This window comes from Rhizobium sp. CECT 9324 (genome assembly GCF_918741265.1).
Lineage (GTDB): Bacteria > Pseudomonadota > Alphaproteobacteria > Rhizobiales > Rhizobiaceae > Allorhizobium.
Genome location: NZ_CAKKMZ010000001.1, coordinates 517,520 through 536,395, shown reverse-complemented (window position 1 = coordinate 536,395; position 18,876 = coordinate 517,520). Strand labels below are relative to the sequence as shown.

At 56.3% G+C, this 18,876-nt stretch carries 18 protein-coding genes; 4 read left to right on the top strand and 14 right to left on the bottom strand.

All coding sequences use genetic code 11. From position 1 onward, the window contains the following. Nucleotides 1-40 precede the first annotated feature (40 nt). A complete protein-coding gene (locus tag LQ231_RS02480; RefSeq protein ID WP_230170153.1) occupies nucleotides 41-1,285 on the bottom strand; it encodes an NADH:flavin oxidoreductase/NADH oxidase family protein in 1,245 nt (414 codons plus the stop codon). An 85-nt stretch (nucleotides 1,286-1,370) separates the two neighbouring features. Here LQ231_RS02480 and LQ231_RS02475 point away from each other — a divergent pair, with 85 nt between their 5' ends. After that, nucleotides 1,371-1,856 carry a MerR family transcriptional regulator gene (locus tag LQ231_RS02475; RefSeq protein WP_230170152.1) on the top strand — a complete coding sequence of 162 codons (486 nt, stop codon included), beginning with the start codon at nucleotides 1,371-1,373 and terminating at the stop codon, nucleotides 1,854-1,856. Between the two features lie 546 nt (nucleotides 1,857-2,402). On the opposite strand, the gene LQ231_RS02470 is transcribed toward LQ231_RS02475, so the two are convergent. Next, nucleotides 2,403-3,092, bottom strand: a complete 690-nt coding sequence (locus LQ231_RS02470; protein WP_230170151.1) for a type 1 glutamine amidotransferase domain-containing protein — start codon at nucleotides 3,090-3,092, stop codon at nucleotides 2,403-2,405. 356 nt (nucleotides 3,093-3,448) lie between these two features. Here LQ231_RS02470 and LQ231_RS02465 point away from each other — a divergent pair, with 356 nt between their 5' ends. From LQ231_RS02465 to LQ231_RS02455, 3 genes are all read left to right on the top strand, one after another. Continuing rightward, nucleotides 3,449-5,284, top strand: coding sequence for a methyl-accepting chemotaxis protein (locus LQ231_RS02465; RefSeq protein WP_230170150.1), 1,836 nt, complete (start codon nucleotides 3,449-3,451; stop codon nucleotides 5,282-5,284). Nucleotides 5,285-5,321: 37 nt separating this feature from the next. Then, on the top strand, nucleotides 5,322-6,080 hold the full coding sequence (locus tag LQ231_RS02460) for an SDR family NAD(P)-dependent oxidoreductase (protein ID WP_230170149.1): 759 nt from the start codon (nucleotides 5,322-5,324) through the stop codon (nucleotides 6,078-6,080). Between the two features lie 149 nt (nucleotides 6,081-6,229). Beyond that, nucleotides 6,230-7,000: an FCD domain-containing protein gene (locus LQ231_RS02455; RefSeq protein ID WP_111813286.1), complete on the top strand. Its 771-nt coding sequence runs from the start codon at nucleotides 6,230-6,232 to the stop codon at nucleotides 6,998-7,000. A gap of 10 nt (nucleotides 7,001-7,010) precedes the next feature. Here LQ231_RS02455 and LQ231_RS02450 read toward each other — a convergent pair whose 3' ends face one another. The 12 genes from LQ231_RS02450 to LQ231_RS02395 form a co-directional block, all read right to left on the bottom strand. After that, nucleotides 7,011-7,718, bottom strand: coding sequence for a carbonic anhydrase (locus tag LQ231_RS02450; protein ID WP_111813288.1), 708 nt, complete (start codon nucleotides 7,716-7,718; stop codon nucleotides 7,011-7,013). A 98-nt stretch (nucleotides 7,719-7,816) separates the two neighbouring features. Then, complete coding sequence (locus LQ231_RS02445; protein WP_230170148.1) at nucleotides 7,817-9,127, bottom strand: MFS transporter; 1,311 nt, start codon at nucleotides 9,125-9,127, stop codon at nucleotides 7,817-7,819. A 56-nt stretch (nucleotides 9,128-9,183) separates the two neighbouring features. Further along, on the bottom strand, nucleotides 9,184-10,389 hold the full coding sequence (gene pcaF, locus LQ231_RS02440; protein WP_230170147.1) for a 3-oxoadipyl-CoA thiolase: 1,206 nt from the start codon (nucleotides 10,387-10,389) through the stop codon (nucleotides 9,184-9,186). Nucleotides 10,390-10,399: 10 nt separating this feature from the next. Continuing rightward, a complete protein-coding gene (locus tag LQ231_RS02435) occupies nucleotides 10,400-11,095 on the bottom strand; it encodes a CoA transferase subunit B (protein ID WP_082184838.1) in 696 nt (231 codons plus the stop codon). Continuing rightward, nucleotides 11,092-11,799, bottom strand: coding sequence for a 3-oxoacid CoA-transferase subunit A (locus tag LQ231_RS02430; RefSeq protein ID WP_230170146.1), 708 nt, complete (start codon nucleotides 11,797-11,799; stop codon nucleotides 11,092-11,094). The genes LQ231_RS02435 and LQ231_RS02430 overlap by 4 nt, the downstream gene beginning before the upstream one ends. Before the next feature lie 232 nt (nucleotides 11,800-12,031). After that, entirely contained in the window at nucleotides 12,032-12,793 is a 762-nt protein-coding gene (locus LQ231_RS02425; RefSeq protein ID WP_230170145.1) for an IclR family transcriptional regulator C-terminal domain-containing protein, read from the bottom strand. Next, nucleotides 12,790-13,818 (bottom strand): NAD(P)H-quinone oxidoreductase, encoded by a 1,029-nt coding sequence (locus LQ231_RS02420; protein WP_230170144.1) that lies wholly within the window; start codon nucleotides 13,816-13,818, stop codon nucleotides 12,790-12,792. The genes LQ231_RS02425 and LQ231_RS02420 overlap by 4 nt, the downstream gene beginning before the upstream one ends. Before the next feature lie 42 nt (nucleotides 13,819-13,860). Beyond that, nucleotides 13,861-14,514 (bottom strand): ATP-binding cassette domain-containing protein, encoded by a 654-nt coding sequence (locus tag LQ231_RS02415; RefSeq protein ID WP_230170143.1) that lies wholly within the window; start codon nucleotides 14,512-14,514, stop codon nucleotides 13,861-13,863. 4 nt (nucleotides 14,515-14,518) lie between these two features. Beyond that, a complete protein-coding gene (locus LQ231_RS02410; RefSeq protein WP_230170142.1) occupies nucleotides 14,519-15,322 on the bottom strand; it encodes an ABC transporter ATP-binding protein in 804 nt (267 codons plus the stop codon). Further along, on the bottom strand, nucleotides 15,265-16,230 hold the full coding sequence (locus LQ231_RS02405; protein WP_230170141.1) for a branched-chain amino acid ABC transporter permease: 966 nt from the start codon (nucleotides 16,228-16,230) through the stop codon (nucleotides 15,265-15,267). Before LQ231_RS02405 ends, LQ231_RS02410 begins: the two co-directional genes overlap by 58 nt. Continuing rightward, nucleotides 16,227-17,123 carry a branched-chain amino acid ABC transporter permease gene (locus LQ231_RS02400; protein ID WP_230170140.1) on the bottom strand — a complete coding sequence of 299 codons (897 nt, stop codon included), beginning with the start codon at nucleotides 17,121-17,123 and terminating at the stop codon, nucleotides 16,227-16,229. The genes LQ231_RS02405 and LQ231_RS02400 overlap by 4 nt, the downstream gene beginning before the upstream one ends. A gap of 59 nt (nucleotides 17,124-17,182) precedes the next feature. Beyond that, nucleotides 17,183-18,469: an ABC transporter substrate-binding protein gene (locus LQ231_RS02395; protein WP_230170139.1), complete on the bottom strand. Its 1,287-nt coding sequence runs from the start codon at nucleotides 18,467-18,469 to the stop codon at nucleotides 17,183-17,185. Between the last annotated feature and the right edge of the window lie 407 nt (nucleotides 18,470-18,876).

The window sequence follows — 18,876 nt, the reverse complement described above, 5'->3', positions numbered from 1 at the left end:
AGCACAGCGTGCCGCTCACTGACGTGTGCGGTTCGCTAGCCTACGATAAGGCCGCCGCCTTCCGCGCAGCTATCCAGCGCCGATACTGACGTGCACTACGCTTTGCGGATATTTGCGAAGTAAGCAACGCCCAGACCGGTGAAACATTCGGAGCCGTGCGACGGCGACGGCTGAGGCGAACCAATTGGTAGCGGACAGCGGCCATATGCGCCGAAGATGCGATCGGCTTGTTCTTCCAGGTGATCGGCTTCAGCGTTGGGGAGTCATTTTTCCCGAGCTTCCAGTTGCGCGGCAAATTCGGCTCGATGGCAAGCGCGGTGCCGATCCCTGCCATGGCCACGCCGCTTTCGATCACCGTTTCCGCCACCTCGCGACGCCTGATGCCGCCTGTGACCATTAGCGGCATCGTCGCTACTTCTGCGATCTTGCGCGCAAATTCGAGGAAGTAGGCTTCGCGCGCCAAGGTGCGGTCATCGCGCGCCGCACCCATCATCGCCGGCGCTTCATAGCTGCCACCGGACAACTCAACGAGGTCTACACCGAGGTTGCCGAGCATGGCGACCACGGCTTGCGCATCGTCAGGCGAGAAACCGCCACGCTGGAAATCGGCCGAGTTAAGTTTGACCGCCACGGCAAAGCCCGGCGAGACGGCCGCGCGTACACTGCGAACGATATCCAGCAAAAGACGCGCACGGTTTTCGAGGTTTCCGCCCCAACGATCCTTGCGGTGGTTGGCGAGCGGCGAGAGGAACTGGCTCAAGAGATAGCCGTGGGCCGCGTGTATCTCGACGCCGGTAAAGCCCGCGCGTTCCGCCAGGACCGCAGTGTTGACAAAACGGCGCTCGACTTCGGCGATGTCGGCGGGAGTCATTTCCCGCGGCACCGGGAAAACCTTGGACTGTGCGCCAAGATCAAGGGCGATCGCGGATGGAGCCACTGTCGGCTGGCCGAGCCCAGCGGGCATCTGGCGCCCGGGATGATTGATCTGCATCCACACTTGGCCATCATCCGAGCGCGCGGCATCCGCCCATGTCTCGAAGCGATCGAGATAACGGTCGTCTTCCAGGACAACGCCGGCCGGTCCAGTCATGGCACGGGCGTCTATCATCACATTGCCGGTGATGATGAGCCCGGATCCGCCCGCGGCCCACGCACGATAGAGGCTGATGAGCTCGGCGGACGGCGCGTGGTCGCTATCCGCCATATTCTCTTCCATCGCAGCCTTGGCGATGCGGTTCGGGATAGTGGCGCCATTTGGTAGCATCAGCGGGGAAAATAAGGGCATGGGAAGGTCTCCAAATTAAATTTGGACAGACCTTAACGTTTAAGCTAACTTTATGGTCAAGTGACTTTATGAGGGAATTTCGCACATGAACATCGGTGAATTGGCAAAGCGAACGGGGCTAACGAACTCGCGTATCCGCTTCTATGAAAGCGCGGGCCTCCTGAAGACGGTCGAACGACGCCCAAACGGCTATCGCACCTATCCGCCGGAAGCGGTAATGGTACTCGAACTGATCACCACTGCGCAGGCTGCCGGCTTCAGCCTCGATGAAATCCGCACGCTCCTGCCGCCCGACCTGGATCGGTGGGACCATGGCGGCCTGGTCGAGGCGCTCCGCCGCAAGGTAGCGGATATAGAGGCGTTGAAAATGCGGCTAACCCAGAGCAAGGCGCAGCTCGTCGCGCTTCTTGAGGATATCGAGGCAAAGCCTGGCGACATGGACTGCGCCACCAATGCGCGACGGGTTCTGCTCCGCATGCTCGGCAAGGACGTGGAAGGACCTACCCTCGAGGCTGACGACACTAGGCTTCTTGGCAAGGCGGGCCGACGCCGCTCTGTCAGAGCCGGTTAGACACACGTCTTTTCAGAGAAGCGCGACCATTTTTTCCGCTGTGACCGTCGTCGAGAAGGCATTCTCCGTCAACAACCGGCCATCTACAACGGGCAAGAAGACTTTTTCGTACAAAGCGCCAAGCTTATTCTTCTACGCCTCCCCGTTGCAGGCACCCTTACATGGCAGTCACCAAGGATGGGAATTGTTCGCGCCGTAGGCCTTGTCGATCTGGTTCAAGAAGGGCGCGACCAGCCAACCGTGAAGGAACGCGCACGCTCGAAGAAGTTGATCCTTCCGAGCACAGGAAACCCCTCAACCACCACCGGCAACTAGGGGCGACGATCCTTGGCATATGGGCCGGTCTTACTGCCAATCAGAACAGAGCCGGAGCACACGCATATCAGCAAGGTTGTCGCCGACATCTGGAGCCGCACTGGTCGTGGATCGACGCGACGTGATCTATGGCAAAACCGTTTGATTGATCGAAGGCGTCGAAGCTGCATATGAGCGAGTGTCGATGATCATAATCGTGGACATAGAATTCTGGATGAGTTGGGACAAATCTTAGGGTCGAAGAAGGTTCACCACTCGTTCAGCAGTCGCCTTAGCAGAGAATGGATTTTGGCCTGTGACCAACCTCCCGTCGGTGACTACATATGATGCGAAAGGCAGGAGAGCTTTTTCGTACAATGCCCCCCGCCGCTTCATCTCTTTCTCAGCGTTATAGGGCATCACCTTGGCGACCCCCGCCAATATCTCCTCGGTCCAGGAAAATCCTGTGACACGACGTCCCGAGACCAGAAGCTTGCCGTCGGACAGCCGAGTGTTCAACAGTCCGCAATAACCGTGACAGACCGAAGAGACGATCTTCCCACTCTCCCACATTGTGCGTGCAATTTGCTGAAGTGCAACGCTGTTGGGGAAATCCCACATGACCGCATGACCGCCAGTGAAGTAGATCGCATCATATTGTTCGGGATCAATATTTTCAGGGTTATCTGTCGTCTCTAAGAGGTTCATCTTGGCCGGGTCATTGAGCCAAGCATTGGCAGAAGCATCCAACAGCGGCCACTTCAGCGCGCGCGGCTCAAGAGGTGACATACCCCCAAGGGGGCTGATCAAGCGCTGCTCAAACCCATTCTCAGCGAAGACATCATAGGCATGAGTGAGCTCGGATAACCAAAGCCCTGTTGGATGGGAGGGATCATCGAAATGCGACACATTGCTGACCACATGAAGGATTCGTCTGCTCATTATTTGTTCTCTTTGGGCTCGTCCGGACGAAGTCTGAGCATCGACAATGACATTAAAGTCAAGTTGAAGGTCAAGATTGCAACTCACACATGACCAACGTCATAGAAAGCGGACGCCATGCCATTAGTTTACTTCGGCGGCTGACCTTGATACGGACGCCTTCATTTGTGCGCATATCGAATTTCGACAATGCTTTCGCTTCAAGAATAGCAAAGCAGCAGCAAATTAAAATTTTATTCAACCCTTCCCGAACACTGTTATCGGGCAGCACGTCAACAATACTGCGTTGCTCCAACACATACTAGCGACCCACCCGGCTCTTTCAGAGTTTCCGGCAGCCCAATCGTGAGCCAGTCATGAAGAATATGAAAATATCCCACCAATTGTTCAGCATGGTTGCGGTCCTGATGGCAGCATTTGCTGGCGTGACCTACTACCAGGTTCGGACCTCGATAACTGCGATATACAATGAACGTTACGGCATGCTACGGACGCAAGTAGAGTCCGGCATATCGATCCTTCAATTCTACTATGCGAAGGAAAAGGCTGGCGAGCTTGATCATGTGGAAGCCCAGCATCAGGCTTATTCGACGATTTCGGCGGTCAAGTTTGAGCCAGCAGGTTATCTCTGGGCATTCGATCCTGAAATCACAGTCCAGTTCCACTATAGCTCGAAATTGGTCGGCACGAATTTCAAGGGGCAGCCGGATAAAAAAGGCAATCTTTTCCGGGAGGATATGCTCGCCAAGGCGAAAGCAGGCGGGGGAATCTCGCTATACTACTGGGACAAGCCAGGCGAGCCGGCCGATGAACTTTTCGAAAAAGCCACCTATTCACAATTCTTTGAACCCTGGCAGATTGTCGTGGCAACCGGCGTCTACACCGACGACCTGCAGGCAGAGGTGAACCAAACCATCTTCCAGGTGGCCTCCGCATGGTTTGCCGCCTTTCTGGTTGCCCTGGGTGCAACCGTATCGGTTATCCGCAACATCACGAAACCACTCAGCGCCGTTCACACCGCACTTCGCGCTGTTGCGGACGAGGATGTCGAAAGTGCTGTCCCGCATATCGCCATGTCAAATGAGATCGGAACGATGGCGAAAGCGACACGGGAATTGCAGGAGAAGATCCGAGAGCGCCACATGCTGGCTGAACGCGAAGAACAACAGAGACAGGATCTTGATCGCGAGCGTCAGGAGAACTTCGACGCCCAGCAAAAAGAAGCCGCAAGTCAGGCGCATGTCGTTGCCACGATCGGCGAGGCACTAGAAAAGCTCGCCACCAGTGATCTTACCACACGTTGTGGCGATCTTGGCCCCGCATACGAAAAGCTCCGAACCAATTTTAACAAGGCACTCGCCCATCTTGAAGCCGCGATGTCGGAGGTCAATGCAAAGGGCATCGATATTGGCGGTGCCAAGGAAGAAATTCGTCGTGCGTCGAACGACCTCTCCCAGCGAACCGAACGCCAGGCTGCCAACCTTGAAGAGACGTCCGCTGCTCTTGACGAATTGACCGTTACCGTCCGGCAAACGGCGGAGGGTGCGAAAGACGCTTCGCAGCGTGTCACCTCCGTCAGCTTAGAAGCAGATCGCTCAGACATCATTGTCTCCGAAGCCATAACAGCCATGAGTAGTATCGAACGTTCATCCGATGAAATTTCCAAGATTATCGGGGTCATCGACGAAATCGCCTTCCAGACAAACCTGCTCGCCTTGAATGCGGGCGTGGAGGCCGCGCGCGGGGGAGAATCAGGCAAGGGCTTCGCGGTCGTTGCCCAGGAGGTTCGGGAACTCGCTCAACGTTCGGCAACTGCTGCAAAGGAGATTAAAGACCAAATTTCTCGCTCATCGGGTGAGGTGCAAAACGGTGTCAGGCTTGTCTGTGAAACCGGCGAAGCATTGAAGCGAATTTCCGGCCAGATCGGCGTTGCCAGCCAGATCGTAGAAAAGATTGCCAACTCGGCCGCTGAACAGGATCTTACGCTTCGATCGATAGCAAGTTCCCTCAATCAACTTGACGTGGCAACGCAGCACAACGCCGCTATGGCGGAGGAAACGACCGCGTCAGCGGAAGCTCTGGCAAAAGACACAGAAGAACTCCTCAGACTGATATCAACGTTTCGCGTCGCTGCCCCCGTGCAGGCCTCTGATCTTCACAAGGTGAGCAAGGCAATGCGGACGGCAGGATAGGCTTGACTTGCCGCCCCTATAGTCGGATGGTCCGACAATGCAACAGAACAGCCACGGCAGGACGAAACGAAACTTTGTCGTCACGGGGGCGTCGCGCGGAATGGGTGAACATTTCGCGCGGCGCATCGCCGCTGACGGTGATAATGTTATTCTCGTCGCGCGCAGCGCAGAAAAGCTCGAGGCGATAACCAACGAAATCCTTAACGAAGGTGGCCAAGCGAGTTTCGTGATCGCTGATGTGTCAGATGCGGCTTCAATCAGCAATGCGATCGCTTCTATCCCGTACGATATCGATGTTCTCGTGAACAATGCCGGTATCAGTCAGCCGAGCCCCGCTCTCCAAACCTCAGCGGACGATTTTAAACGCGTGGTTGAGACAAACCTGAACGGCGTTTTCTTTACCGCTCAGGCAGTCGGCCAACGTATGCAACACACCGGCGGAGGGGCGATCGTCAACGTCGCCTCTATCCTGGGCCTCCGTGTCTCCAGTGGTCTGTCCAGTTACATCGCCTCGAAATCGGCAGTCGTCCAGATTACGAAGGCTCTGGCATTAGAGTGGGCGCGCTATAACATTCGCGTAAACGCGCTGTGTCCCGGTTACATTGAAACGCCGATGAATCGTGACTTTCTTGCGAGCGAGGCCGGCGCGCAGCTAATCCGTCGCATTCCTCAACGCAGACTGGGTCAGATGTCTGATTTGGACGAACCACTCCGGCTCCTGTGCTCGCCAGGTGCTTCCTATGTAACCGGTGCGGTGCTCGCGGTTGATGGTGGCCATCTGGTTTCCGGTCTGTAAGGACTTTTGAGAATGAGTCCCTTGCACAACACACGAGCCCTCGGGCTGCGACCGAAAGCGAGCTTTCAGTGACACATACGGCTCCCGAATGACCAAAAGGTGTGCTAGTTGACCGGCCGAATAAGAACTCAAGCTGGAGTATCGCCATAATGGCAAACTCGCTTTCTGATCGTAAACTGATCCAGATCGACACGGATCCAACATACAAACGCGTTGCCAAAGCGATCGAAGAGGCCATCATGAGCGGGCGCCTGAAGACAGGCGACAAACTGCCGACGGAGGCCGAACTCGCTACACAACTTGGCGTCAATCGGTCGACGGTAAGAGAAGGGATTCGAGCGCTTGAAAATTCAGACTTGGTCACCCGCGTCGGTGGCAAACGTCTCATCGTTCAGGTGCCTCAAGCCAGTGAGATCGCGCGGGTCAACACACGAGCACTGGGTCTCATGAACGTGAGCTTTCTTGATCTGTGGGAACTTCAGCTTCAAATCGAACCATTCGCCGCCTCATCGGCCGCCCAAAAGATAGATAAGGATCTCATCGAGTCATTGAGCGAAAATATCGCCCACCTGCAAGAAAATCTTGATGATGATGATATGGTTATCGAGAGCGATATTGAATTTCACCGGTTGATCGCACAAGCGGCGGACAATGCGGCGCTCGTCCTAATCAGTGAACCAATCCGCCAGCTATTGTTTTCTGCGACCACACGGCTATATGACGCTGTTCCTCAAGCGCGCCACCGATTATTGGAAGCCCACAAGGCGATTTTCGAAGAGATCAAACGTCGGGACTCCCGGGCGGCCAAACACTGGATGGCAAAGCACATTGAGGATTTTCGCCGAGGTTACGAGGTTGCGGGTTTCGATCTGACGGCTCCAATTCCCGTCAATCTTCGAATGCAGGAGCGTTTTGGCTGATTTTGGCAAATCAGGCGGTCTCAACGACTTTGGCCGGCTTTTCAGCCGCTTGCGGACGACCAGAAGCCGAGAATCTTTCGACGCCTGGGCGCCCGAAATCGCCGGATGTCTGATCCATCAGCCAAAGTTCTCCCGTCGATATGTCAAACCATGCACCACGCAGATGCAGTTTGCCCTCGCCTTCAAGGGCGCGGACATACGGAAATGTGCGCAGGTTATCGATAGAGTTGCGAATGGACACCCGCTCAAGGGCAGTTTGGCGCTCGCCAAGTGTCATGAGTTCACTGCTTTGGATCTGCTCAGCCGCCGGCTTTATGAGCGACATCCACTTGCCAATGAAGTCGCCGGCTGAAACGGGCTCCATGCCCGGCACGAGTGCCGCCTTGATACCTCCGCAGCGGCCGTGCCCAAGAACAACAATGTTTTGAATACGCAAAGCCTGCACTGCAAATTCAATGGCAGCTGACGTAGCATGAAAATAGCCGTCCGGTTCAAACGGAGGAACCATATTCGCGACGTTTCGAATGACAAAGAGCTCGCCAGGTCCGCAGTCGAAAATCACTTCAGGAGCGCATCGAGAATCGCAGCATGCAATCAGAAGCGTATGGGGCCGTTGCCCATTCTCGGCCATCATTTGATAGCTGTCTCGTTCTTCATTGAAACGACCGGCGATGAACCTCTGATACCCATCGATAAGAGTATCGGGAAAGTCATTCATTGGGATTACCTTCTCTTAGGTCGGCCTGCCGGACGCTGGAGACCTATGCTCCTTTCGCCGGCAGGCTGCACTCTCAGGCGGTCACGATGTTCCTCGGATCAGTGCAGTTTGGTATGGGCCGTCTCCTTCATCCGCAGAATGACAAGCGCCGAGATGATCGAAATCGGGATGATGTAGAAGCTCGGCGCCTGGCTGGAACCCGTCAGTTTGATCAGCAGCGTGACGATGAACGGGGCAAAACCACCGAAAATCGCGTTGGAGATACTGTATCCGAGAGACATCCAGAGCGTTCTCGATCCGGTGCTGAACATCTCGGCCATCGCGGCCGGGGCGGGACCATTATAGAAAGCCGCGAGAAGAGAAAAAATGATCTGGCAGGTCACCACGACTTGAAACGTCGGGTAAGCGATCATCAGCGAAAAGAGCGGGTATGTCAGCAGGGCGAAGAATACGCATGCCAGAAGAAGAACCCGTTTTCTGCCAAAGATGTCCGATGCGAGCCCGAGGGCCGGAATTGCAATGACAATTGTGAGCAACCCCACCGTGTTGGACCAGAGCGCCTCAGCCTTGGTAAGATGCAGAATGGTTTGACTGAACGTCGGCATGTAGCTCAGAAGGACATAGAATGAACCTGTCCAGGCGATCGACAATCCGAATGCTCTCAGTGCGGCCGCCGCAGGGTGGCCCGAACTGGCTGCCTCATGGTGTGACTCTTTCTTACTCGCTTCGAAAGCCGGCGGCTCACCTACCTGCTTGCGCATATAAACGCCGATCACGAGGATCAGTACGCCCAGCAGGAAGGGGATTCGCCATGCCCATGCCGAAAGAATCTCCTCGGACGCAAACGTCGTGACCAAAGCGGCGGCTCCGGAGCCGAGCAACATGCCGGCACAGAGCGAGGCCATCACAAATGACCCAAACAGACCACGGCGATTTTCCGGTGCCCATTCCACAATGAATGCTGTGGCACCTCCGAATTCGCCGCCAGCAGCCAGTCCCTGCACCAATCTGAAGAACACCAGCAATATGGGAGCGAGGATTCCGATCGTTTCATACGAGGGGAGCAATCCGATGCCGACTGTCGACAAAGCCATGAGATAGATTGTTATGATGAGTGCGATCTTGCGACCCTTGGTGTCGGCAATCCTGCCGATGATCACACTTCCAAGCGGACGGGCCAGGAACCCACTGCCGAATGCAGCAAAGGCTGCAAGAATTGAGACGGTGGGATCCGTGGCGGGGAAAAACTTCTCAGCAATGATTGTTGCAAAGAATGCGTAAACAGCAAAATCGAACCACTCCATGACGTTGCCGAGTGCGGCCGACGTTACAGCCTTGAATCTCTCGGACTGGGAAACGCTGATCTGCGTTTTCCCAAATTGCATATCATAGTCTTCCTGCGACAGCATGAGACTGCTCCTCCACAGCTAAATTGGATTTGAACGGAATTTGTAGGGGGGGTGAGCTAGAACCGCTCGAGTGCGATGGCGATCCCCTGACCGACACCGATGCACATAGTGGCCAGCGCCTTTACCTTGCCGGTCAGCGACAGTTCGAGTGCTGCCGTCCCGGCGATACGAGCGCCGCTCATGCCCAGGGGGTGGCCCAGCGCAATCGCCCCGCCATTCGGGTTCGCACGCGGATCGTTATCGGCAATCCCGAGCTGGCGGAGCGTCGCCAAGCCTTGGGAGGCAAACGCTTCATTGAGTTCGATGACGTCGAGTTCGTCCGCCGTCCAGCCGATGCGGGAGAGCAGCTTCTGCGAGGCCGGGGCCGGGCCGATGCCCATGACGCGCGGCGGCACGCCGACAGCGGCGCCACCGAGGATACGGGCGATGGGAGTGAGGCCATACTTCTTTGCAGCCTCGGCTGACGCGATGATGAGGGCTGCCGCGCCGTCATTGACGCCTGATGCATTGCCCGCCGTCACCGTCGCGCCCTCGCGCCTGTTGACCGGCTTCAGCTTGGCCAGCGATTCGAGGCTTGTGGCGCGCGGATGCTCATCCTTCGAAACCACCAGCGGATCGCCCTTGCGCTGCGGGATCGTCACGGCCACGATTTCCCTGTCAAGGCGGCCATTGGCCTGTGCGTCGGCCGCCTTCTGCTGGCTGCGAACGGCGAAGGCGTCCTGATCCTCGCGGGAGACCTGATAATCAATGGCGACGTTATCCCCGGTTTCCGGCATGGAATCGACGCCATATTGCGCCTTCATCAGCGGATTGACAAAGCGCCAGCCGATGGTGGTGTCATAGATTTCGGCATTTCGCGAAAAGGCGCTCTCCGCCTTCGGCAAAACGAAGGGCGCGCGGCTCATGCTTTCGACGCCGCCGGCGATCATCAGCTCCGCCTCGCCTGATTTCACGGCGCGGGCGGCCGCGATGAGGGCGTCCATGCCCGAACCGCAAAGGCGATTGATGGTGGTTCCGGTCACCGAAACCGGCAGGCCAGCCAAGAGCAACGACATGCGTGCGACGTTGCGGTTATCCTCACCCGCCTGGTTGGCGCAGCCGAAGATCACGTCTTCGACGGCTTCCCAGTCAACGGACCGGTTGCGCTCGACAAGCGCCTTCAGGGGAATTGCACCGAGATCGTCGGCCCGCACCGGGGAAAGCGCGCCGCCGAAGCGGCCGATCGGCGTGCGGATATAGTCGCAGATGAATGCATCGGTCATCGGTTTTTCCTCACAGTTCCGGGGCGACAAGATCGGCGACTTCGCCATCGATATGGAGAGGCGCGCCGGTCATGGCCTGCAATTCATCGAAGCTCATCGCCGCCAGTTTTTCGCGCAAAACGAAACGGCCATCCACCACGTCGATCACCGCATGGCTGGTATAGATGCGGGTGATGCAGCCGACGCCGGTCAGCGGAAAGGCGCATTTTTCAACGAGCTTCGGTTCGCCGTTCTTGGTCACATGTTCGGTGATGACGAAAACCTGCTTTGCGCCATGCACCAGATCCATCGCGCCGCCGACGGCCGGCACGCCCTTGGAGCCGACGCGCCAATTGGCGAGATCGCCGTTCTGCGCCACCTGATAGGCACCGAGGATAGCCACATCCAGATGCCCGCCGCGCACCATGGCGAAGCTGTCGGCATGGTGGAAGAAGGAGGCACCCGGCTTCAGCGTCACGGCCTTCTTGCCGGCATTGATGAGGTTCCAGTCTTCCTCGCCTTCCGGCGGCGCCTCACCGAAATTCAGGATGCCGTTTTCGGTGTGGAAAATGGCCTGACGGCCGGGCGGCTGGTACCGCGCCACCATTTCGGGAAAGCCGATGCCGAGATTGACGTAAGCGCCGTCCTCAATGTCCTGCGCCGCGCGCCAGGCGATCTGGGCGTTGGAAAGCTTGATGTCTTCGCGGGTGTCGATGGTCTGGGTCATGCGTAGGCTACTCCCGCGCGAATGAGAACTTCTTCCTGCTGCGGATCGGGGATTTCCACGACGCCGTTGACGAAGATGCCGGGGGTGACGACATGCTCGGGGTCGATCTCACCGGCAGCGACGATCTTCGAAACCTGGGCGATGGTGGTTTTCGCGGCCATGCACATCAGCGGGTTAAAATTGCGGCCCGCCTTGTTGTAGGTGAGGTTACCATAGGTATCGCCAAGCTCAGCTTTCACGATGGCGAAATCCGCCTTCAGCCAGCGTTCCTGCACGTAAGAGCGGCCATCAAATTCGGCAATCGGCTTGCCATTAGCAAGCTCGGTGCCGAAGGCGGTCGGGGTGTAGAACGCCGGAATGCCGGCACCGCCGGCACGGATACGCTCGGCGAGCGTGCCCTGCGGCACAAGTTCCAGCTCAATCTCGCCAGCCAGATATCTGTCGGTGAAGGCGCGCGGATCGGATGAACGCGGGAACGAGCAGATCATCTTCCTGACCATGCCCGCATCGATCATGGCAGCAATGCCGATGCGGCCGTTACCCGCATTGTTGTTGATGACCGTCAGGTTCTTCGGTCCCTTGTCGATCAGCGCGTGGATCAACTCGATGGGCGCACCGGAGCCGCCAAAACCGCCGATCATGACAACGGCGCCGTCTGAGATGTCCTTCATTGCGGCCCAGCGGTCAGGAACTATTTTTTCCATGGTTTCTCTCAGCAACTTCTACTGTATACGAACTTCTGGAGAGTGATCTAAATATATATTTTAGTTTTTACAATTACATTAATGCGATAGGAGATATTAGTTTACATATCGCACATTATAAAGATTATAAAAAGCAACACATCGTGAGTTATTACACGCTCACGTACAAATATATATTTATATATATTACATCCGCTATTTAGGAATAAACTCTATTTTCCCCGCAATGAATCTAAAGACTGAGAGTTGCGAATTCTGACTGCACTTTCACTAATGCGCACAAATATTGATCAATCGCTTCATCCATGGAAAAAGCCGCGGCCGGAAGGCCAATGTTCAGCGCCGCCACCGTCTTGCCTCGCGTATTTTTCAGCGGAACTGCAATCGAACGCAAACCGATCTCAACTTCCTGATCGATAGACGCGTAACCGAGTTCGCGAACGCGGCCCACCTCCTCCATGAGAGCATCGACACTGGTTTTCGTGAACGACGTTCGTTGATCTCGCGTTGAAGCGTCAAGAATTTGCCGCGCTTCGGCCTCCGACAATGCCGCCAGCAAGACTCTTCCCATGGACGTACAATATGCGGGTAAGCGCGACCCCGGCATTAGAGCGATCGACATCACTCTGCTTTGAGCAGCGCGCGCTATATAGACGATGTCGGTATGGTCGAGGATTGATACCGACGTGCTCTGTTTGATTTGCTCGGAAAGATCATCCAGCAGAGGCTGAATGATCTTGTGCAGCGGCATTGAAGCAAGACAACCCGTGCCGAGCCGCAAGACGCGCGGGGTGATGGTAAAAAACTTACCGTCATATGCGCAATATCCGAGATCTGCCAAGGTCAGGAGACAGCGGCGAGTCGTCGCACGGTCCAGTCCAATCCGCTGTGCAGCCTGGGTTATGCTAAGCTTTGGCGCTTGGACCGTAAACGCCTCGATGACCCGCAGTCCCTTCGCAAGACCACCCATCAAATCTCGTTTGTTTGCAGTCACGGCGCACCACCACCGAGCTCGTGCTGAGCCTCATCGGTCATCGCTAGAACGATCTTTCCAACATGGTTGCCGCCATCCATGCGCGCGTGGGCGTCAGCCACGTTAGCGAAGTTGAACACACTATCGATAACAGGCAGGACTTGGCCCGCCGCCAATAGCGGCATCACGCGCTCCTCCAGAGCCCGGGCAAGCCGCGCCTTCATTGCGACGGGACGGGCACGCAATGTCGAACCCGTCATAGTCAAGCGTTTGAACAGGAGAGGCGCGAGGTCGACGTGGGCGTGGCTTCCGTTCTGAAACGCAATCTGGGCGATCCGACCATCGAGCGCAAGGAGATCCAGGTTTTTCTGAAAATACGGCGCACCGATCATATCGAGGATCACATCGGGTCCACGACCATCCGTAAGGTCTCTTGTCTCATTTACGAAGTCGGAGGTCCGGTAATTGATGGCGTGGTCAGCACCCAATTGCAAGCAGGCCGCGCATTTTTCGTCCGAACCTGCTGTCGCAATGACGCGCCCCGCGCCAAGGGCTTTTGCAAGCTGGATTGCTGTCGTTCCAATCCCGGAGGTACCACCATGAACGAGCAGCGTCTCGCCCGGAGCAAGCGCCGCCCGCTCGAAAACATTGCTCCACACAGTGAAATAGGTTTCGGGAACGGCGCCTGCTTCGATAAAGCCTATTCTATCCGGGATGGCGAGCGCGACATCTTCGTGAACCACGGCATGTTCAGCATAAGCACCAGATGCAACGAGGGCCATCACCCGATCGCCAGGCGCAAATCGGCTCACATTCGATCCGACCAACTCAACAGTTCCCGATAGCTCTAGTCCGAGCACTTCGCTTGCACCCAGCGGTGGCGCATAGTTCCCCTGTCTCTGCATGACATCAGGACGATTGATGCCGGCCGCATGTACACGCACGATCATTTCATTCGGCCCTAGCGCCTGCAATGAGTAGTCAACGATGGCGAGCACTTCAGGGCCACCTGCCCCGTTTGCGATGACGGCTTTGGTTGTTTGCATGGGTTCGTTCCTTTTCATTAGAAATCAACGCAGACAGGTGCTTCAGGCATGAATGTCTGAAACATTCGCACCGCGTTCGATGCGCCAAATCTGATCGAGCAAAGTTTCCGAGTGCGTGATTTCAGACATGCTCATGATGGTGGAGAGGCTTTCGCTTCGAAGCGCTGAGATCACTTCGGAAAGCCGTTGAGCGAGCGCTGGCGCAACGCCTTCGAACGGCTCATCAAGTAAGAGAAGCCGAGTGCCGACGGTGAGCGCACGCCCAAGCGCCACGAGCTTCTGTTGGCCTCCCGATAGAAGAAGCGCCTTCCGGCCGGCCATCGGAACCAACTCTGGCATGATGTCGTAGACAAGCTTCAACTTCGCCTTCGAATCCACGCCTGGCCGCACCCATGTCGGCAGAAGTATATTTTCCTCTACAGTCAGATCCGGAATAAGGCCTCGTGTTTCCGGCATGTAGCCAAGACCAAGAGAGGGCCTGCGGTAAACTTCTATCTTTTCGAGATTTTGTCCATCGAACGAGATCGAGCCATTGCCAAGTCTGGCAAGTCCCATGATCGCTCGCATCACGGTCGTCTTGCCCGCGCCGTTGCGACCGACCAAGCCAATCATGGAGCCCGGAGCGACGTCCATCGAAAAGTTGCGAATAGCTTCAACCTGTCCGATCTTTACGCTGATATCACGAATAGTCAGCATTGTCTCACCTCGCTGTTCCGGTGACGTATTTCTGCACGGCAGGATCGTTGAGCACTTGGTCCGGCGCGTCGTCTGCGATGATCTCCCCAGCGTAAAAGGCAAGAACGCGATCGGCGTAGCGCGTCACGATTTCCATGTCGTGCTCGACGAAAATGACGGCTGATCGTTCACCATCAAGTGCGGTCATGACCTTGTCCATCAGCGGAAACTTTTCCTCCGTACTGACGCCTGACGTCGGTTCATCGAGCAGAAAGACGCGTGGCCGGCTGGCAAGGGACATAGCAATGTCGATAAGTTTACGAACACCCCCCGGCAATTCGTTGACGGCACGATCGGCATAGCGCTCCAGGCTGAAGCGCTCGAGCATTTCAAACGCTCGGTCTACCGCCTGCCGTGTGCGGGCCGGCCGAAAAATCGAGGTGTCCCCATCGGCCACCTGAAGCGCGACAAGAATATTATCGATCGGGGTCATAGCCTCGCAGAGTTGCGGGATCTGGAAGGAGCGGCTAAGTCCGGCGCGAGTGATGACCCGCGGGGGCAGACGCGTTATATCTTTTCCGTCAAGCCGCACCTGACCTGCATCAGGCTTGAGATAGCCGGTCACCATATTGACGAATGTTGTCTTCCCCGCACCATTGGACCCAATCAGGGACAGCCGTGTTGCAGGCATCACCTCAACGTTCAGATTGTTGGCCGCCACCAGTGCGCCGAAGGACTTCATAAGGCCCTTCACTTCTAGGACTGCTGCGTTCACGTCGTGGACTCCTTCTCTACCCGAACTGTCGAAGCCTTGGTTGGTCTGGCCCACAGCGATCCGACTCCACGAGGAAGAAAAGCGATCACAAGCAGGAGGAAGATTCCCAGCAGCATTTGCCAGCTTTCCGGGAAGTATTGGCCGGAGAACGAGCGTACGAGTTCGGTAATCAGTGCAGTCCCGAAGACCGCTGTAACGGACGCGTAGCCACCGAGAATAGCGATGAACACCATCTCGCCGGAGGTCGTCCAGTAGCTGAAGAAAGGGTCGACATGGCCGAGAGCAATGCCATTCAACGTGCCGCCCAGCCCCGCCAATGCTCCGGCAAGGATGAAGTTTCGCACACTCACCGAATAAACCGACGAGCCGAGGTATTCGAGACGGAGTTCATTTTCACGCGAAGCGCTGACAAGCAATCCGAGGCGGCTGTCGAAGAAGGTACGGCAGAGGGCCGCCGCAATGGCTGCTGTGACAACGGCAACGGAATAAAGACCGAAACCGCTATCGCCCAACTCGAAGGCGAAAAGCGTGGGCTTCGGAACATTGAAACCGTCGGTTCCTCCAATCACAGCGATCTTGGCAAGCACGCCATAGGCCACCATTGAAATGGCCATCGTAAGCATCGCGAAGAAAATCCCGCGGTAGCGTGCGACAAACGGGGAGACGACGGCGGCAATCAGGCCACCAGCCACAAATCCCACGACGAGAAGCACAACAATATTTGTGACACCTGCCCAGTGAGCCAGAAGGCCGGACACATATGCCCCGCCGCAATAATAGAGACCCTGGCCAAAGCTCAGTAGTCCTCCCCTCATGAGGCCGACCAGTCCGAGCGCCACAAGCCCGAAGCCCACAGCCTTCGTCATGGTGAAGAGAAGCCAGGAGGGGGCGACTATGCCGATGGCAATGAATATCAGTGCGCCTAGAGCGGCAATAACGATTGTACGAGAGATCGAATTCATATCTTGCGCGCCTTGATTGGGGTGAAAAGTCCCTCCGGCCTGAAGATCAGCACCACGACCATCACGAGGTAGATGATGAAGATTTCGGCTTCGGGAAGCTCGTAGACGGCAAAAGCTCTCGCTAATCCAACGATAAACGCACCGATCGCTGCACCTGGGATTGAGCCCAGTCCACCAATAATCACCACCGCAAAGCTGACGACGATGACCGAAACACTATTTCCCGGTTGAACGGAAATGAGCGGGCTGGTGAATGCGCCGCCCAGCGCGGCCAGGAACACACCCACGCCAAAGGCGAGTAGATAGATACGCGCAATGTTGACACCCATGGAAGCGCTGACTTCGGGCTCTTTAATAACGGCAAGCGTAATCTTGCCGATGCGGGTTCTGTTCAGCCCGAACCAGACCCCAAGACCGCATATGACGGCAAGGCCGATCAACGCCAGGTCGTATCCAACATAGAAAAGCGATCCCATCTCAACGTTTCCGAACAGATCACGCGGTTCAAAGACGTAATATGGGTTCACGCCAAAAACGATTTTGGTTGCATCCTCAAGGATGAGGAAGACCGCATAGGTGATGAGAAGGATCAACACTTCATCTTTGCCGTAGAAGAACTGCAACAGTCCTCGCTCGATCACCGGAGCGATCAGGACGGCCACGGCCACGGCGGCGATAAACATCGCGACGAGACTGAACCATTCGGGCATGCCCAGACCGGCAAAGAATGGAACTGCGATCGCGGCCGCGTAGGCACCCAGCGCGTATAGCCCGCCATGGGCAAAATTGAGAATTTTCAGAACGCCGAACACAAGCGTTAGCCCGAGAGCGACGATGAACAGCCATGAGGCATAGATGAGACCATCCAGAAGGATGGTGAGGGTCATGTCCATTACAGATACCAATCGTCAGGAGTGCGAAATGCCGGGACCTGAGGCCCCGGCGGGCTCGGTCACTGGCATTCTGCGCCAGGGAAGCCGGCGTTGATCCAATCCACACTCTTCAGATGGGTAGGCGGGTTTACACAGCGCGCGCCGAACTGCACGATGTCCCCCAGGATGATATCGCCATCCTTGTCTTTCTTGGTGCGGCCGAAACCGATCGACTGAATGGCCTGATGACCATCTCCGTTGGTCATTTCGATCAGTCCGGCGGGGCTCTCCCAGGACAGCCCCTTCATGGCTGATGCAAGTTGCTCCGACGTCGGCTTCTTTCCGCCGTTTTCCTTCATCGCTTTCTCGGCCGCCTTCTTGAGGCCGAGCAAAGCCTGGGCCATTCGATAAGGACCCTGCACAGGTATGACATTGTAGGTGTCGCGATAAGCTTTGCTCCACCACCGATTAAGCTCGCTGTCGGGAGCCATGTAGCCATAAGATCCTCGCGCGCCAATAATTACGCCTTCCGGCATGTTCTTACCCAAAGGCGGCAAGACATGATCTGCAGTCGACAAAGCCACAACCGACCGCTGGAAAAGGCTGCGCGGCAAGCCCTGAAGGATGAGCGCTTGTAGATCGCCACCCCACAGCGAGGAGTGCACAACATCCGCCCGCTTCTTCAAGAGAGCGGAAATCTCCGTGCCATACTGACCGGCACCAAAGGCCGGGAAGAGTTCGGCGGCAATGGTGGCCTTCGGATAGATTTGCCCCATGGCCGCCTTGAAGTCGACCCAGCTGTCATGGCCCCAGGCGTAGTCCTGATGAATGCCGGAATAGGTGTTGATCTCGACGTCCAGCTTTTTTAGGTAGCGGACGAGACCGACATTGTCCTGCGTCGCAGTGGCCGCGGATCTGAATACAAACTGATATTTCGCATCCTCAAAAATGCGTGGCGTGCCGCAGTCGTATAGTATCGTGAACTTTTTCAGCTCTTCTGCGACAGGCGCTACGGCCAGGCAGTCACCGGATCCGACATAGCCGATAACGACATCGACATTTTCGCGCTGAACGAGGTTTCTGTACTCCTGAACCTGAACAGTCGCCCCTCCAGCTTCGTCGATGATAACAGGCTCGATCTGCAGACCACCGATACCAACCGTGGCATAGGGGGCGGGAACATCTCCCGCGTTCAGTTTCTTGATCAGGAGCCTTGCCCCGTCGGCAGCCGGCATTCCAAAGCTTTGGGCGGCCTGTCCGGACAAAAAGGTGACGATGCCAACCTTGAATGTCTCCGCGGCCGACGCAGTTCCCGCGGCCAAAATAAGGGCGCTTAACGTCGTTGCCAGTCTCGTCAGATGTCGCATGCGGTTCTCCTCCCGGTGCGGCTGCATCTTTATGCAGCACAGTTCCCCTGCGTGTCCGCCACGCCGCCGTCATGTTGGCGGTCGGCGTCACATTTCCTCTTGGCATGGGATCGGCGCTCCTCCGAACGCGGATCGAACGAGTTTATTCCCGCTCTATAATCCCATTGTCCGACAATGAGACTATTCGTTTTCCGGTTAAACCGTCAATCCGTCAGTCGTGCGATATGTGAACAAATGTCATATAGCGATTTTATCCTTGACGCTTCCCGCGCTCAAAATTAGCTTCCGGCCAATTAACTCGGACAGCTGGTGGAGGAGTTGGCCCGAAAATATCGAGCTATAATGCTGATATTACTTAGTTATATTCTCTTCACACATCAATGAGTGCAAAAGCTACGCTTGTTCAG